The sequence below is a fragment of the Anabaena sp. FACHB-83 genome (assembly GCF_014697485.1).
Taxonomy (GTDB): Bacteria; Cyanobacteriota; Cyanobacteriia; order Cyanobacteriales; family Nostocaceae; genus Nostoc_B.
The window spans coordinates 1-15,264 of record NZ_JACJRY010000019.1; the positions used below are offsets into that span (position 1 = coordinate 1).

Sequence of the window (15,264 nt, forward strand, 5' to 3'; positions counted from 1 at the left end):
CTGTCTTCAAATCTACTGTATACTTCTTTACCATTATGCTATTCACCGCCACACTTCAAATAGCTTACCAAAATCTGCATTCACCCGGCAAAGTTGAGTTGCCAGACCACTAGTAGCATTTTGGATTTAAGATTTTAGATTTTGGACTAGTAAGGGTTGATTGGTAAGCTTTTGAGCGTTAAGATAGGTTTCTCTAGATACAATGCACTTAGCTTTCTTGTTGAGGAACTTCTCATAGATGTGTCCAGTAAGTGTTCGGACTAGTAACTCTACGCGCAACCTAGAAACTGGTGTAGCAAAACTGTGGCTGTTGTTAGTGGGAGTTAATCAATATCAAGATGAGCGCATACCTTGTTTACGTTATTCTGCACAAGATTGCCAAGGTTTAAGTGCAGCGTTAAGTGCAGCAACGGCAGGATTTCCTCAAAAAGAATTGCGAGTTTATTGTGATCATAGTGAGAATTTACCTTTATTAGAAAATATCCGCAATAGTTTAAAAGAAATTGCGGCGGCGGCTCAAGCTATAGATACAGTATTAGTTTATTTTTCTGGTCACGGAATGTTAGAACCATCTGATAAACAGGTGGTTTTGTGTTTGCAAGACACTCAACAAGATAATTTAATTAACACTGGGTTGCAATTACAAGAATTATTGCAAATATTAGAAAATAGTGCTGCCCAACAACAGTTAGTTTGGTTAGATGCTTGTCATAGTGGTGATTTGACTTTTGTGGGGGCGAGGGGCGAAAAAAATCCTTTGCTAGATTCTACACAAGAATTAGTAGAAATTCTCCGCCAAAGAGCAGCCAAGAGAAAGGGATTTTATGCTTTATTATCTTGCGATCGCGGTCAACAATCTTGGGAATTTCCCCAATTAGGTCACGGAGTTTTCACTTACTATTTAATTCGCGGATTGCGGGGAGAAGCCGCAGATTCTCAGGGAATTATTGAAGCTGATGGTTTGTACCGCTATGTTTATCATCAAACACTGGCATATATAGATAAAGCTAATCAACAATTGCGAGTCATTAATCAACTCAAAAAAGGTAGAGGCGAAAATCAAATTCATTCGGAATATACTTTACAAACACCAAAGCGAATTGTCGAAGGTGTGGGTGAGGTAATTTTAGGACTAAAACCAAATCAAAAAGGTGCCACACGTCATCCCCGCCAAGGTTTAATTATTGATGGATTTTCTCAGATTAAAAGTGCTTCCGCTTTCATCAAAACACTCAGCAATTCTGGTAATTTTGAAATTAATTATTGGAACGGGCGTGGCAATAGTATAAATTCAGATGTCCGCAAAGCCATTCAAAAGTGCTTACTTGCCGAATCTTTCTCGGAATCTCCCAAAGAATATCAAATCCAAGAAACTGCTACAATATTTTTATATTTACGTGGACAAGTTCAAGAAACATCTACAGGTGAAGCAGTATTAGTATTAGCTGATGATACCGTAATTCATCGAGCTTGGTTACGCAAGCAGTTACGCCTGTGTAAGTCACAACAAATTATTATTTTAGATTGTCCGTTCCCAGATAATAATATCCGCGATTGGGTAGAGGAATTACAACTAGGCACAGATGCCGGACAATGTTTAATAGCTAGTACAGCACCAGATAATGCGAGTGAGACTTTTGCTAAGACTTTATTAGATATCTTCAATCAAGATAAGCAATCTTCTGGACTCACAGCCGCTAGTTTAATTACTCAATTACAAATCAATTTAGCATCCAGAGAAGTTAAACTATACTTTTGGTTATCTGGTTCCCAAGGAATTATAGAAGTTTTCCCAGAGAAGCATTCATTTGTAACTGAAAGTTCTACTCAACCAACAGAAGATGATGATTTAAGTTCATCTTTAGGCATAGATTACTCGCAATTGCGAGATTTATTACAAGCTGGTAGATGGTTAGAAGCCGATGCAGAAACCACAAATCTGATATTAAAAATGGCGCAAAGAGAACAACAACGCCACCTTGATTTGCAGAGCTTAGAAAACCTACCTTGTATTGATTTACTGACTATCGATCGCCTCTGGGTAAAATACAGTCACGGACACTTCGGTTTCAGTGTCCAGCAACGCATTTACCAAAGCATTGCGAGTTCTGCATCAGACCCGGTGTTATCTTTAATGCTGGGTAGTGCCAAAGTTGCAGCGTCGGAAACTTGCATTGATTTTGCTAACCGAGTTGGCTGGCGGTTAAAAGATGCTTGGCTGAGTTATGACAACCTCACTTGGACAGAAGATGCACCAATGGGACATTTGCCGTTTTTTGGCTTTTTTGAGTCGGTTTGGCGCGTCAAAGTCTTAGGCGTTTGGGAATGGCATAGTGCGATCGCTACTGCTAATTGGTGGCAATTATGCGTTAATCTGTTCTCACGCCTAGAAGTTTGTCAAACACGCTTCAGTTAAGGTGATGAGACTTGATTTCTCAATTTCTGCTCTACCATATTAGACAATGAGCAAGATTTGGTGGATTCTCCCCCAATCCCCCGATTGGGGGACGGTTGCGTCCCCCAAACCCCCTCCAAAATCATTCTTTCGTTTTTTGTTGAGTAATTAACCCTGTTCTGTCACTCTGAAAAAATAAAAATCTGAGCTAAGTTTTCAACTTTGTATATAACAAGGGTTTGAGCGTTTATTTTCTAATATAACCCTGTTCTGTCACTCTCCGAAAAGCTTTATCATTTCTGAATTCTAGAGTTCTGATACAGTGGGCGATCGCCCAGTTTTTTCTGAATTAAAATTCCACAAGATGACCAAATAACTAAATGTTAACGATAAATACCTGAATCTATTGATGTAGCGTATGTTTAAAACTTTTTATTAATAGGAGAAACCGGAAAGTGACAGAAGAGGGATATAGTCCTGCTACCCGACCACGATGATCCCAAATTTGGCGATCGCACCAGCATAAATATCAGCTTTGAACAGCAAACTCAGTTGGATCGATCCCCCAATTTACCCAGCAAATTGCTTCACGGGCAGAACTGATATCTGGTGGAACCCGCAATACATGAATAAAGCCAGTACTGGGACAAGTCATTTTCAGCAAATGTATAGGTTCAATGTCAACCTCAGACTCAATTTGCAGCAAGGTGTATTCTTGCCAGTTGTCGCCTTCCTTCGCTTGCAACTCTTGACAAATCCCTTCATAGCCAATGCCTTGAATCAAAACCCGCCGTAGTTCAGCATTTCGTTGTTCTAGTAACCACTCAGCACGCCAATTTGTTGGGTGGATTTTACCATACTTCTCTGGCAAAGGAATTCCCCGATAGGCATAGACACCATAACCGTCAGGAAACTCGATTGCCGGAATTCCTTCGCCATGAATTTCCCCTGCACTATTGCGGCGAATCAGAGGACGCAAAATTGAGATCGCCACTCCTTCATAAGGAAACATCCAACCTACCTGTTGCATATAGTTGCAAAACAGATTGTATTTGTCTTGTGCCAGTGGAACTCCTAGCTGATGAGCTGCTGTAAACATTGCTGCCCAGCAAATACCCCATTCTGGTAATAAACAATCTCCTAAAAAATCTCCTAAAACCTCAGTTAATCTATCCAACATAATGCGTTGAAAAGAGCCTTCCCATAGTTCAGAGAGGGGATTTCTGATGCGGTGGGTTAATTCAGTTTGTAATGTGCCTAAACTACGAGAGAGCGATCGCCACAAATCTTCGCGTAACACTTCCCATAACTCCGCTAACATACAGTCAGACTGCATACTTTGTTGTTCAATCTGCTGTCTTGCGGCTGCTGGACTCTCAAAAAATTGGACTTCTGGTTGCGCTAATTCGGCATATTTATACAATGCCTGAATTGCAATTGTAGCTTGCTCTAAAACCAGGGGCGTGCTACAAACATTACGCCACTGAGATTGAGTTTGAGAGATAATGAGTTCTGTTTCTGACGATGGCAAATTCTCAGCCATACTATCTCCTAAAAGCAGGCAATAAAAAATTATTGACTAAAACGCACTGCCATAGCAGCTAAATTCATCTTTGTGTTCGGCACACTGAAACACCAGCAAGAGATTATCCCTATCATAGTCAAATCCAGTGTTGCCTTCGTATTCAATACCTTGACCTAATTGATAAAAGATTTGCATGGGTTGACCACAGATCCGACAATACTGATGCTCCACTTGTTGTCCCCAGTAGCCCCACCCTGAAAGCTTATCTGCTGTTCTATCCCAAGCTAATTGAATATCTATTGCTGTCGGTCTGTCGGGGTCGTCTTCCTCGTAGTATTCACAATCCTGTGCATCAACATGGAAGATTAGCATTTCTTCGTATTCAGTGTATTCTGTGCCATAGGTTTCCTGTGCTTCCTCATAGAAAGGATAGTCATCAAAAGGTTGCCATCCGACAATTTGCAGCATATAGCGACCATGAAAGTCATCAATGCCACTGGTTTGAATTACATAGGGTGTCCATGTACTGAGGTTTGCAACATCTTCTACACTAATTTCCGGCTCTGGTGGTGTTGGCGTTGCTGATTCAGGAATTGCCACAATTTGGGGGAATTGTACATAGCACGAGAAACAGGAAAATAGTTGAAATAGTCCAGTGCCAAATTTGCCTTGCAAGCTTTCAGGTAATTCTTGCAAATTCAGTTGCACATGAAAGTCTAGAGATTTTCCACAACGAGAACAATGAGGATAATTTGTACCAGGACTTAGCCAAGGTTTACCCAGATATTTAGATGCGAAGGGTGCATCCAAAGTCGGTTTAATTAAAGGTTTCCAGCCAGTGCGCCGGAGATGGTTTAATCGAGCCAAACGGCGATCGCTTCGAGAAATTGGTTGCTTGGTGCGATCGCCTTTTTTTGCACGTTCATAACCCTTCTTCAGCTTAGAATTAACGAGTTTTGTCACTTCTGCCTGCGCTTTTTGGGCATTATCATAGGCTGTGACAGTTGTTTTGCCTGAATCACCAATTCGCCCATAGCGTACTGTTACTTCTACATCGTTGATTGTGACTTCATAGAACTTGTGCGACTTCCCATCGGAAAGCTCCAGATATGTCGTTTCCGTTTCCATATAACTGCTCCTTCTACAGAAAAGATGATGCTGGACTGGCTTCTCAAGCCACTTTGCCAGTCTAAAAGCCTCAGTAATTTTTCTAAATAAGCTTAAACAAAAAGTACAAATATTTTTTACTGTTCTGTTATAACCCAATACGGTTCAGTGAAAAGAATAGTAGGTTAAGTGTAGCGATAGCATAACCCAACAAAGTATGCGTGAATGTTGGGTTCCGTTCCGCCAGCCAACTACACCTAAATTTTTATCATAGGAACCATATAAGGTCAGACTTAATTAACCGCAGATGCACGCGGATGGACGCAGATAAATTTGTCCATAGATTCGATATTTATGAGGTACAGCAACTGATTGAAAAAAGTAATGAGTCAGAAATTTACTTATTACTCATTACTCATTACTTAATACTTCTGGTGTACCTCACTTACTTCAAAATCGCTGTATATTCATCATTTTTATAAATAATCATCCCTAAGATAGTTTTTAAAGTTTGATTTTTCTTCAAATATTTACTGATGACTCTATTTAACATTAATCAAAATTCAAACTATTTTAAGGGTAAAATTATGAAGTTATTAGCACAAGAATTACCACCACCAAGAGCAATTAAAGAAACTCCACCACCAGGGACAAACCAAGACCCACTGATAGCCAGAAATTTACAGAAAGGTCAATATATCGGCATTATTGGACTAGCGATCGCCCTCGTTGCGGCTGTGGGATTTTTTAGCCGTCGAGTTGAATACGCTATTATGTTTGCCATTGCTTTGAGCGCAGTCTTAATTACTTTCTTTTTATTTATTTGATTGGTCAATACAGTATTTTTGGGTTGAGTGAAGTATAAGTTTATAGAGATTAGAGGTTAGAGGCTAGATGAATTTACCTCATTGGGATGAAAACTGCTGTATTTCAGAGTCAAAATTGATGTTCTACTATGTCTTTAGTACAGGTCAGCGCAAATAAATAAACCACACTTCGACTACTTCGACTACTTCGGCTGCGCTCAGTACAAGTACGCTCAGTGACCATAAGAAATTGCTAAAAGGCTTGTGGTATGACTATTCTTTATTTTTCCTTTTGACTTTTTGTACTAGATAAAATCAATCTGTAAAAATTATAATTTTTATGAATAGTACTGTTTATCAAACTATTATTATCGGCGGTGGTTTTACAGGATTATTTACCGCCTTAAATTTAGCTCATCAACATTATCCGCGTTCGGTAATTTTAATTGATAGCAATGAGCGATTTTGCTTTAAACCATTGCTGTATGAATATTTTGATGGCGAGATGGATTCTATTCAAGTAGTACCGCGTTTTTCGGAATTACTAAAAGGCAGTGGTGTCATCTTTGTTCAAGATACAGTGCAGTCAATAGATTTACATCAACGAGAAGTCAAATTAGTTTCGGGCAACTCTTACAATTACAGTAACTTAGTATTAGCTTTAGGTAGTGTCACTGGCTATCATCAAGTTGCAGGTGCTAAAGAAAATGCCTTTCCGTTTTGGACACAAGCAGATGCGATCGCACTTGATAAACATTTACGTGATTGTTTACAAACAGCTATTCAAACAAAAGATATAGAACAACGTCGCAAACTGTTAACAGTAGCTGTAGTTGGTGGTGGTGCTTCTGGGGTGGAAATGGCTGCAACTTTAGCTGATTTTCTCCCACATTGGTATAAAGCTTTAGGTGGTAATTCTCAAGAAATTCGAGTGATTATGCTCAATCATGGTCACAACATTCTTGATGGAGATATTAACGATCCTTTGCGTCCAATTGCCGAAAAAGAATTACAAAAACGTAGCACAACTATAGAAATTCTAACACAAGCAGAAGCTACTGCTGTTCATCCTTATGCAATTGAATATAAAACTAATAATGAAATTAAAACTCTAGCAACACACACTACAGTTTGGACTGCTGGTACTTCTATCCATCCCCTAATTCAAGATTTACCCATCCCCAAAGAACATCGTGATCATCATCACCGTCCCTTAGTTTCTCCTACGATGCAATTGCTCAATTTTCCCGAAGTTTTTGCTGGTGGTGATTGTGCAGCAGTTATAGATAGTTCCCTACCACCGACAGCGCAAGTTGCTTATCAACAAGGTACAAGTATTGCTCAGAATTTAAAAGCGATCGCTTTAGGAGAAGACCCCAAACCAGCTAGAGTGAATATCCGAGGTACTCTATTAAAGTTAGGCATTAATGACGCTGCTGCAAATTTATTCAACGTTTTTGAAGTTACAGGAGAACCCGCACATTTAATTCGCCAAGGTACTTATTTAACGCTATTACCAACCCCAATTCATGACTTTAAAGCAACGACAGAATGGCTAGATGAAGAGATATTTCATCACCATTTAGACTCTCATAATGTCGGTAAGAAAGTTGTTCAGGCTGTAGAATTAATTGGTGCTGGGGTAGTTAGTGTGTTAGTAGCGCGAAAATTACTGCAAATGTTGGGAGATGAAGGTCAAAAAGACCGAAAGGTTTAGGAGTAGAGTTGAGTCATATTGTATCCGATAACAGACTTATCATAAATGGTGGGCGTTGCATAAATGCGGGATGAATTTAGATGTTTAACAAAAATAAAATATTAATTTTTTGCGTCTTTGCGTGGCAGTCGCTACTCTGCGAGAAGCCGCGCAGAGCGCGTCTACAAGTCGGGAAACCCGCCCAACGCGCTGCCTTGCCTTTGCGCGAAACAAAAAACATCCCACTAATCAGCAACGCTAAATGGTGCAGGGAACTGCGGTGTACACATAAATCTGGATTAAGTCCATCTGTCCCGCCTTGGAATGAATTCCGAGTCTCATAGCGCAAGTCATCTGAAGATGACTCAACTCAAAATGTCTGACAGTCCACTCTTTGTGGACTTTGGCTATGAGCTTGGAACTTTAGTTCAAGGCGGGATAGGGTTTTATACTACAAATTTTTGACTTGTGCATACATGGTAGAACGCAGGGAGAAAAAGAGTTTTGTCTTTCTGCACAGATATGCTGAACCATAACTGATTTACCGGACATAACATTAGCCTGTAAAAATTGTTCAATCTGAGGGCATAAGCTTATTGAGAATATTTTTGAATAGCTATTGATCATTTTTCCAAAAGATACTAGAGTATTTGAGAAATTGAGAAATTCTCTCAATTAGTTTGGCGAATCAACGCACAATCCAACTCTAATGTTCTCTTTTGTTAAAAAAAAAACACTGTTCCTGATGCAGTGGCAAAAAATATCACGCAGATTCTTACCTGTTCTAATTGGTCTTTTTTTGACTTTATTAGTCAGTAGTCCAAGTATTAGTTCAGTCACGAAAACCACAGAAATTCTGTGGGATACTTACGGTATACCCCATATTTATGGGAATAATCCTCAAAATGCTTTCCAAGCTTTTGGATGGGCGCAGATGCAAAGTCACGGAAACTTACTATTGCGTCTCTACGGACAAGCACGAGGCAAAGCCGCAGAATATTGGGGAGAAGATTATCTCGAATCAGACAAATGGGTTTTGACAATGGGTGTACCCAAACGTGCTGATGCTTGGTACACAGCCCAAAATCCTGCATTTCGGAATTATATCCAGGCTTTTGCCAATGGCATTAATAATTATGCTAAAAAGTATCCTGATTTAATTGACAATGAAGTCAAAGTAGTATTGCCAGTTACACCACAAGATGTACTCGCACATTTACAGCGAGTTATGTTGTTTACTTTTGTCGTCGATCAGGGACAGGTTGGTAATATACATCATACAAAATCTGCGCCTGGTTCTAATGGTTGGGCGATCGCACCAAAACGGTCAGCTAGTGGAAAAGCAATGCTATTAGCCAACCCTCACCTACCTTGGGCAGATTTATTTTTATGGTACGAAGCCCAAATTACTGCCCCTGGAATTGATGCCTATGGGGCAACATTGGTGGGTGTTCCTGTTTTAGCGATCGCCTTCAACGATAATTTAGGTTGGACGCATACCGTCAACACCCATGATGGTTGGGATGTTTACGAACTAAAATTACAACAAGATGGTTATCTTTTCGATAACAAAGTTCGCCCTTTTGAAACAACGAACTTTCCCTTAAAAATCAAGCAAAAAGATGGTTCTTTCCAAAAGCAAACTTTCACAGTCAAAAGTTCGGTTCATGGGCCTGTAGTTAGCGCCAAAGAAGGAAAAACCCTCGCGTTGCGTGTCGTTGGTCAAAACAGTCCCGGCATTTTAGAACAGTGGTGGGATATGGCAAGCGCCAAAAATTTCACCCAATTTCAAAAAGCATTACAACGCTTGCAAATACCCATGTTTACTGTTCTGTATGCCGACCGTGAAGGCCATATTATGCACCTATTTAACGGTCTGGTTCCTGTACGTCAACAAGGAGACTTTGCATACTGGCAAAACATTATTCCAGGTGATACCTCAAAAACTCTCTGGACGAAAATGCACCCATATCGAGACTTACCCAGAGTCATAGACCCGCCTAGTGGATGGTTGCAAAATGCCAATGACCCACCTTGGACTACGACTTTTCCTGTCGCTATTAAAGCCGAAAATTATCCACCTTATATGGCACCACAATGGCCAATGGATTTCCGCGCCCAACGTTCTGCCAAAATGTTAGCGGAGGATGAGAGTATTTCCTTTGAGGAAATGATTACTTACAAACATTCGACACGAATGGAACTAGCAGAAAGAATCCTCGATGATTTGATTCCTGCTGCCCAAAAACAAGACAATCAAACAGCACGCCGTGCTGCGGAAGTACTAACAAAATGGGATCGCCAAGCGAACGCCAATAGTCGAGGTGCTGTACTATTTAACGCTTGGGTAGATAATCTCGATTTGAATACAGTATTTAGTACTCATTGGAGTGAAAAATCTCCCCTCAGCACACCCGATGGTTTGGCTGATTCACAAAGTGCAGTCAAAGCTTTAGTAGATGCAGCGACAAAAATAGAACAGAACTATGGAACTCTTGATGTTCCTTGGGGTGAGGTTTTTAGATTGCGGTATGGCAATTTAGACTTACCTGCTAATGGTGGTGATGGCACAAAAGGTATCTTCCGCACCGTCTATTTTGCCCCGGCGGATAATGGACGCTTTCAAGCATTTAATGGTGATTCTTTTGTTGCGGCTGTAGAGTTTTCCCAACCAGTGAAAGCCAAGGCTCTGACTAGTTATGGTAATGCTACACAACCAAATTCACCCCATATTGACGATCAACTACCATTATTTGCTCGTCAGGAATTGCGTCCTGTTTGGCGCACTCGCCAAGAAATTACAGCCCACTTAGAAGCACGTCAAGTCTTCTGATATTTATAGCAAGCGATCGCTTGAGTTTTCCGAAATTTGTGACTTTCACTTCTAATATCAGTTTTTTATCAACTTCTTTACTCCCCTCTCCGACGCGGAGAGGGGTTGGGGGAGATGTCAAACAAACTGTGCCGGAAAAAAACGATTGTGTTGTGTAGCATAAGACTATGCGCCAATAGCATCAGCTACACTATGCCAACTATCACAATTCGGGAAGAATCAACAACAGAAGGCGGATTTAATGCCATTCTCAGCTTTGATGGGAGAGGCGAGTATCCAGTAAAAATTACCGACCCTTTTTCATCCAAGGTAGAAAAACAACTAGAGTGGTATTTTGAGGAATGGTTGATTTTTCCCCTGCTGGATACAGTCAAGGCAGAAGCAGCAGCAGCTAGTATTAAAACTTATGGCGAAGAGTTATTTGAGCAGGTTTTTGCTAATCGCAAAGCTTACAGTGAATATGACCTCTTGCGGAGGAATTTAAGTCAATTACAAATTGAAATTGTCGGTAAAACACCAGAATTTCAAGCACTGCATTGGGAAGCGTTGCGTGACCCAGATTTACCCCGTCCCTTAGCGGTAGATTGTGTGATGGTGCGGAAGAGTAACAAACCAGCACCCATCTATGCGGATGTGCAAACTTCCCCCACAATCAATTTATTAGTAGTGGTGGCGCGTCCAGATGAAGAACAGGACGTAGGTTATCGGACAATTTCTCGCCCGTTGCTGGATTTGATTGAAAATAGCCACCTGCGGGTGAATATAGAATTACTGCGTCCCGGAACTTACCAAGCTTTATCTGATCATTTAGAAGCCAAAGGCGCGGGATATTACCATATCATCCATTTAGATTGTCATGGGGCGTTGATGACTTATGAACAAATACAACAACCCAGCAAACCCGGACGCTATATATATCAAGGGCGCTATGGGCGCAATGATTGGCAGAAATTTGACGGTGTGAGGGCGTTTTTAGCCTTTGAGGGCGAGACTCAGGGAAAAGTTGATTTAGTCGAGGCGCAGGAGTTAGCAGATTTACTCACAGGGAAGGGAATTCCCGTTTGTATTCTCAATGCTTGTCAGTCAGGGAAGCAGGTGAAGAACCCCACCCCCAACCCCCAACCCGCAAGCGAGGAGGGGGCTAAGGCTAATTCTTTCAGCGAGGCGGGGGTAAATGAGAATGCTAATGTTCACCCTTTACCCAACTCCGTAGCCGACGAAGCTAATCAGATTTTCTCTCTTAACCCCTCCCTGCTTGCGGGGAGGGGTGGCGCAGCCGGGGTGGGGTTTTCCGGGGCTATGAATACTAACGAAGATAGCCGGGAAACCAGCTTGGGAAGTCGGTTAATGACGGCGGGAATGCAGATGGTAGTGGCGATGGGGTATTCTGTCACCGTGTCGGCGGCTAAGTTGATGATGGCACAGCTTTATGAGCATTTATTTAATAACAAACCCATCACTGAAGCGATTCGCTTGAGTCGGCGGGAATTGTTTAATAATAAATCACGCAAAGCTTATATTAAGTCGATTGATTTAGAAGATTGGTTGCTACCTGTGGTGTATTGCAATCAGACAGTGAATTTTAATTTACGCCAGTTTACGCCAGAGGAAGAAGAGAAATATTGGGAAACTTTTGGCAGTCAATATCGCTTCCCCTTACCAGAATATGGTTTTGTTGGGCGGGATTTAGAAATTCTCAAAATTGAGAAAGCTGTCCTCAGACAGAATATTTTACTGTTGCAGGGAATGGGGGGAACGGGGAAAACTACTCTGTTAAATTATCTGCGGGAATGGTGGCAACGCACAAATTTTGTGAAGAACGTTTTTTATTTTGGCTATGACGAAAAGGCGTGGACACTCACACAAATTTTGTTTGAAATTGGTAAGCAGGTATATGGCAAATTTGAACAAGCCAAATTTCAAGCCATGAGTCAGGCGGCGCAGGTACAAAAATTAGTCGCAAAACTGCGGGCTGAATCTTACGCTTTGATTTTAGATAACTTAGAATCGGTGACAGGGCAACAACTGGCAATTCAAAATACTTTACCAGAGACAGAACGCAATCAAATCCGCGATTTTTTAGTAAGTTTATTTTCAATCCTGGTATTCCCAAGTATATCGAGCAATTACAAAGCTTTGAGCCATTAAAAGATTATCCTTTTGATAAATTCAGCGATGCAATTCAAGAGGCGATTAACTGGGGTTTGCTTTCACCAATAGATGAAGATTCGCGCTTGTTGATTATTCAACCTGTTTTCCCCTATTTTTTGAAGACTAAGTTAGAAACTCTCGATGAAGCAACTCGTACAGCTTTGCGTGAGGGATTTAAAAAACACTATCAAGGTTTGGCAGGTTACTATAAGCAGTTGATGGATTCTAAAGATGCTCAAGAACGGCAGTTAGGGATATTCTTCTGTAGGCTGGAATATGAAAATCTCTACAATGCGTTGCAAATTTGTTTAGAGAAGCAAGAGAGTATTAGCATATATTTTTGTTTAGATAAATACTTTGAATTAATTAGTGATAACAAAAGTAACCTGAAGTTAGCCGGAACAGTTTGTCAATGTTTAGATAATTATCCTTCTGGATTTATCAAAGGTGAATTAGATTATCAAATAGCATTTGCAGTTGAAAGACTCGGTATTTGTCAACAGAATGCCCAGCAGTACCAGCAAGCTAGACAAACTTATGAAAAGGCTTTAACAATATCTGATGTTATAGATGGTGTAGAAGAAAGACAAAAACAAATCTGGAAGGCAACTTACTACGGACATTTAGGAAATGTTGCCCAAGAATTGCGGGAATTTGAAGAGGCGAGGCGCAATTATCAACAAGCTTTGGATATTAAAATCAAATATGGCGATCGCTATAGTTGTGCCAGACCCTATCACAATTTGGGAAGTGTTGCCAAAGAGTTGGGCGAATTTGAAGAGGCAAGGCGCAATTATCAACAGGCTTTGGAGATTTTTATCGAATATGGCGATCGCTATAGTTGTGCCAGCACCTACCACCAGTTGGGAAACGTTGCAGAAGAATTAGGCAAACTGGAGTCAGCGAAAGCAAATTATCTGCAAGCTTTACATATTTGGGTAGAGTTTAATGATCAGCATAGTTTAGGAATTTCTCTTTGTAATCTTGCCCGTTTCTACCAAGTTACTCAGGATGAGAGTTTATTAGCAGCCGTGTCCGATATTTGGGGGATGTCGCTGGAGGAAGTGAGGCAGCTTTTTGAACAGGTAATGGAAATGTGGGATGATAACTCAGGAGATTTCCAGAAAAATTAGTTTACTGGCGGGAGAGTACCAGAATTACCAGCAGGTGGTTCGGTGTAGTCGCAAAATATATTGAGTCCGATTTTCAGAATATACAACACAATCACAGTAGCGATCGCTTTCCCGTTATCCTTCGTCTATTTAATATTCAAGATAATGTTTGTAAAATCGCTTCAATTTGAGGCTTAAGGTTAGGTAATTCCCGTTCAACAACCAACCAAACAACATCTAAATCGATTTCAAAGTAATTATGAGTTAAAATGTTTCGCATCCCAATCATTTGTGACCAAGGAACACCTGGATTTTCCTCACGAATATCGGCAGATAATACACGCGATGCTTCTCCAATAATTTGTAGGTGTTGAATAAACCAAGTTTGAATTAGTTCGTTTTCTTCAAAAACTTCCCGACCTTGAACTGCATATTTCTCGATACGTTCGATTGCTTCTAAAATATCGCGCAACTTTTCACTATTATCCCTCACAAAGGAACTGCCTCACTTAATACTCGCTCTCGAATACGCGATCGCAATCCTTTTTCCGTGACAACATCAACTTGACAACCAAGTATTTCTTGTAACTCCATCAATAATCCACCCAAATCAAAAAGGCTACGTCCTGGTTCCATTTCAACTAAAAAATCAACATCGCTGTTAACATCTGCCTCACGACGGGCTACTGAGCCAAAAATTCTTATATTATAAGCTCCATATTTTGCCGCAATTTGCAAAATTTCTTCCCGTTTGGCTCCCAATATTTCATAGATATTCATAATTTAATATAAATGTGTATATAGGAATACGGTTTGATTCCTGAATCTAGTTGTGTATGCAGGGAGTAGGGAATGGGGAGTAGGGAGTAGGAAAGACGGCTGATCTGGGTGTACTGATTTTTTTCATAAATCAAATATGAGTCCTATAGTAGTTCTCGTTTGAGTATTGAGTTTTTCCATAGCATAGATAACTTACTTTTTTATATTGTAGACTCAACTCACGAATCGTTGACTTATATATCTTTTTGATACTCAAGAGACATTGCTGAGGAAACTATCTCAGGCGATGTCTCTTAATAAACCTCTGGCGATAAAAACTCACAATCAAAGTATTAAGGAGATTTGGCGATGCCTATATCAGCACATTAATTTGCTGGCGGGAGAGTGCCTGAGTTACCAGCAGGTGGTTCGGTGTGGTCGCAAAATATACTGAGTCCGATTTTCAGAATATACAACACAATCACAGTAGCGATCGCAGGGTCTAGAGGTAAACCATGTGCTGTTGCTACACCCACCAAAGAAACAATCAACCCTGTCAGCAAAGGTGTACTACCGGGATTTTTAGTATACTCCTTGAGTTGACCGCGAAAGCCTTCATCACCGCAGAGTTCCTGACGCAATACTTTCAGCGTTGTTTGCCAAAGCGATTTACCCTCTGGCATTACTACCACACCATTTTGCTCTACCCACAGTTCATCAAAAGAACTATCACAATTACCGTTGTGTTTTTCTAAAATATCTAATGCGTGCTGTGCTGGGGCGTAATTGCTTAATAACTCTCGTGCAGCATTAATTTCATTACTAGTTAGTTGAGTATCCATAGATATAGCGGTTCTCGGTTGGATGAGGTAGATTTCAA

9 protein-coding genes and 1 pseudogene are annotated in these 15,264 nt (G+C 40.6%); 5 read left to right on the forward strand and 5 right to left on the reverse strand.

What is annotated here, in order from left to right; genetic code table 11:
* Nucleotides 1-238: 238 nt before the first annotated feature.
* Entirely contained in the window at nucleotides 239-2,416 is a 2,178-nt protein-coding gene (locus tag H6G79_RS21225; protein WP_190594854.1) for a GUN4 domain-containing protein, read from the forward strand.
* Between the two features lie 508 nt (nucleotides 2,417-2,924).
* On the opposite strand, the gene H6G79_RS21230 is transcribed toward H6G79_RS21225, so the two are convergent.
* Together H6G79_RS21230 and H6G79_RS21235 are read right to left on the reverse strand one after the other, a co-directional pair.
* Complete coding sequence (locus H6G79_RS21230; protein ID WP_190594855.1) at nucleotides 2,925-3,938, reverse strand: DUF6745 domain-containing protein; 1,014 nt, start codon at nucleotides 3,936-3,938, stop codon at nucleotides 2,925-2,927.
* A 36-nt stretch (nucleotides 3,939-3,974) separates the two neighbouring features.
* Nucleotides 3,975-5,048: a WGR domain-containing protein gene (locus H6G79_RS21235; RefSeq protein WP_190594856.1), complete on the reverse strand. Its 1,074-nt coding sequence runs from the start codon at nucleotides 5,046-5,048 to the stop codon at nucleotides 3,975-3,977.
* 566 nt (nucleotides 5,049-5,614) lie between these two features.
* Here H6G79_RS21235 and H6G79_RS21240 point away from each other — a divergent pair.
* From H6G79_RS21240 to H6G79_RS36875, 4 genes and pseudogenes are all read left to right on the forward strand, one after another.
* Nucleotides 5,615-5,854, forward strand: coding sequence for a hypothetical protein (locus H6G79_RS21240; protein ID WP_190594857.1), 240 nt, complete (start codon nucleotides 5,615-5,617; stop codon nucleotides 5,852-5,854).
* A 319-nt stretch (nucleotides 5,855-6,173) separates the two neighbouring features.
* Nucleotides 6,174-7,550, forward strand: coding sequence for an NAD(P)/FAD-dependent oxidoreductase (locus tag H6G79_RS21245; protein ID WP_190594858.1), 1,377 nt, complete (start codon nucleotides 6,174-6,176; stop codon nucleotides 7,548-7,550).
* A 688-nt stretch (nucleotides 7,551-8,238) separates the two neighbouring features.
* Entirely contained in the window at nucleotides 8,239-10,362 is a 2,124-nt protein-coding gene (locus tag H6G79_RS21250) for an acylase (protein ID WP_190594859.1), read from the forward strand.
* 192 nt (nucleotides 10,363-10,554) lie between these two features.
* Nucleotides 10,555-13,439: pseudogene (locus tag H6G79_RS36875) on the forward strand (tetratricopeptide repeat protein); the annotation flags it as partial.
* A gap of 343 nt (nucleotides 13,440-13,782) precedes the next feature.
* On the opposite strand, the gene H6G79_RS21265 reads toward H6G79_RS36875, so the two are convergent.
* The 3 genes from H6G79_RS21265 to H6G79_RS21275 all read right to left on the reverse strand — a co-directional run bounded on the left by H6G79_RS21265 (nucleotide 13,783) and on the right by H6G79_RS21275 (nucleotide 15,226).
* Nucleotides 13,783-14,118 carry a HepT-like ribonuclease domain-containing protein gene (locus tag H6G79_RS21265; protein ID WP_190594860.1) on the reverse strand — a complete coding sequence of 112 codons (336 nt, stop codon included), beginning with the start codon at nucleotides 14,116-14,118 and terminating at the stop codon, nucleotides 13,783-13,785.
* Entirely contained in the window at nucleotides 14,115-14,405 is a 291-nt protein-coding gene (locus H6G79_RS21270; protein ID WP_062295024.1) for a nucleotidyltransferase family protein, read from the reverse strand. Before H6G79_RS21270 ends, H6G79_RS21265 begins: the two co-directional genes overlap by 4 nt.
* A 365-nt stretch (nucleotides 14,406-14,770) precedes the next feature.
* Nucleotides 14,771-15,226 (reverse strand): hypothetical protein, encoded by a 456-nt coding sequence (locus H6G79_RS21275; protein WP_190594861.1) that lies wholly within the window; start codon nucleotides 15,224-15,226, stop codon nucleotides 14,771-14,773.
* Between the last annotated feature and the right edge of the window lie 38 nt (nucleotides 15,227-15,264).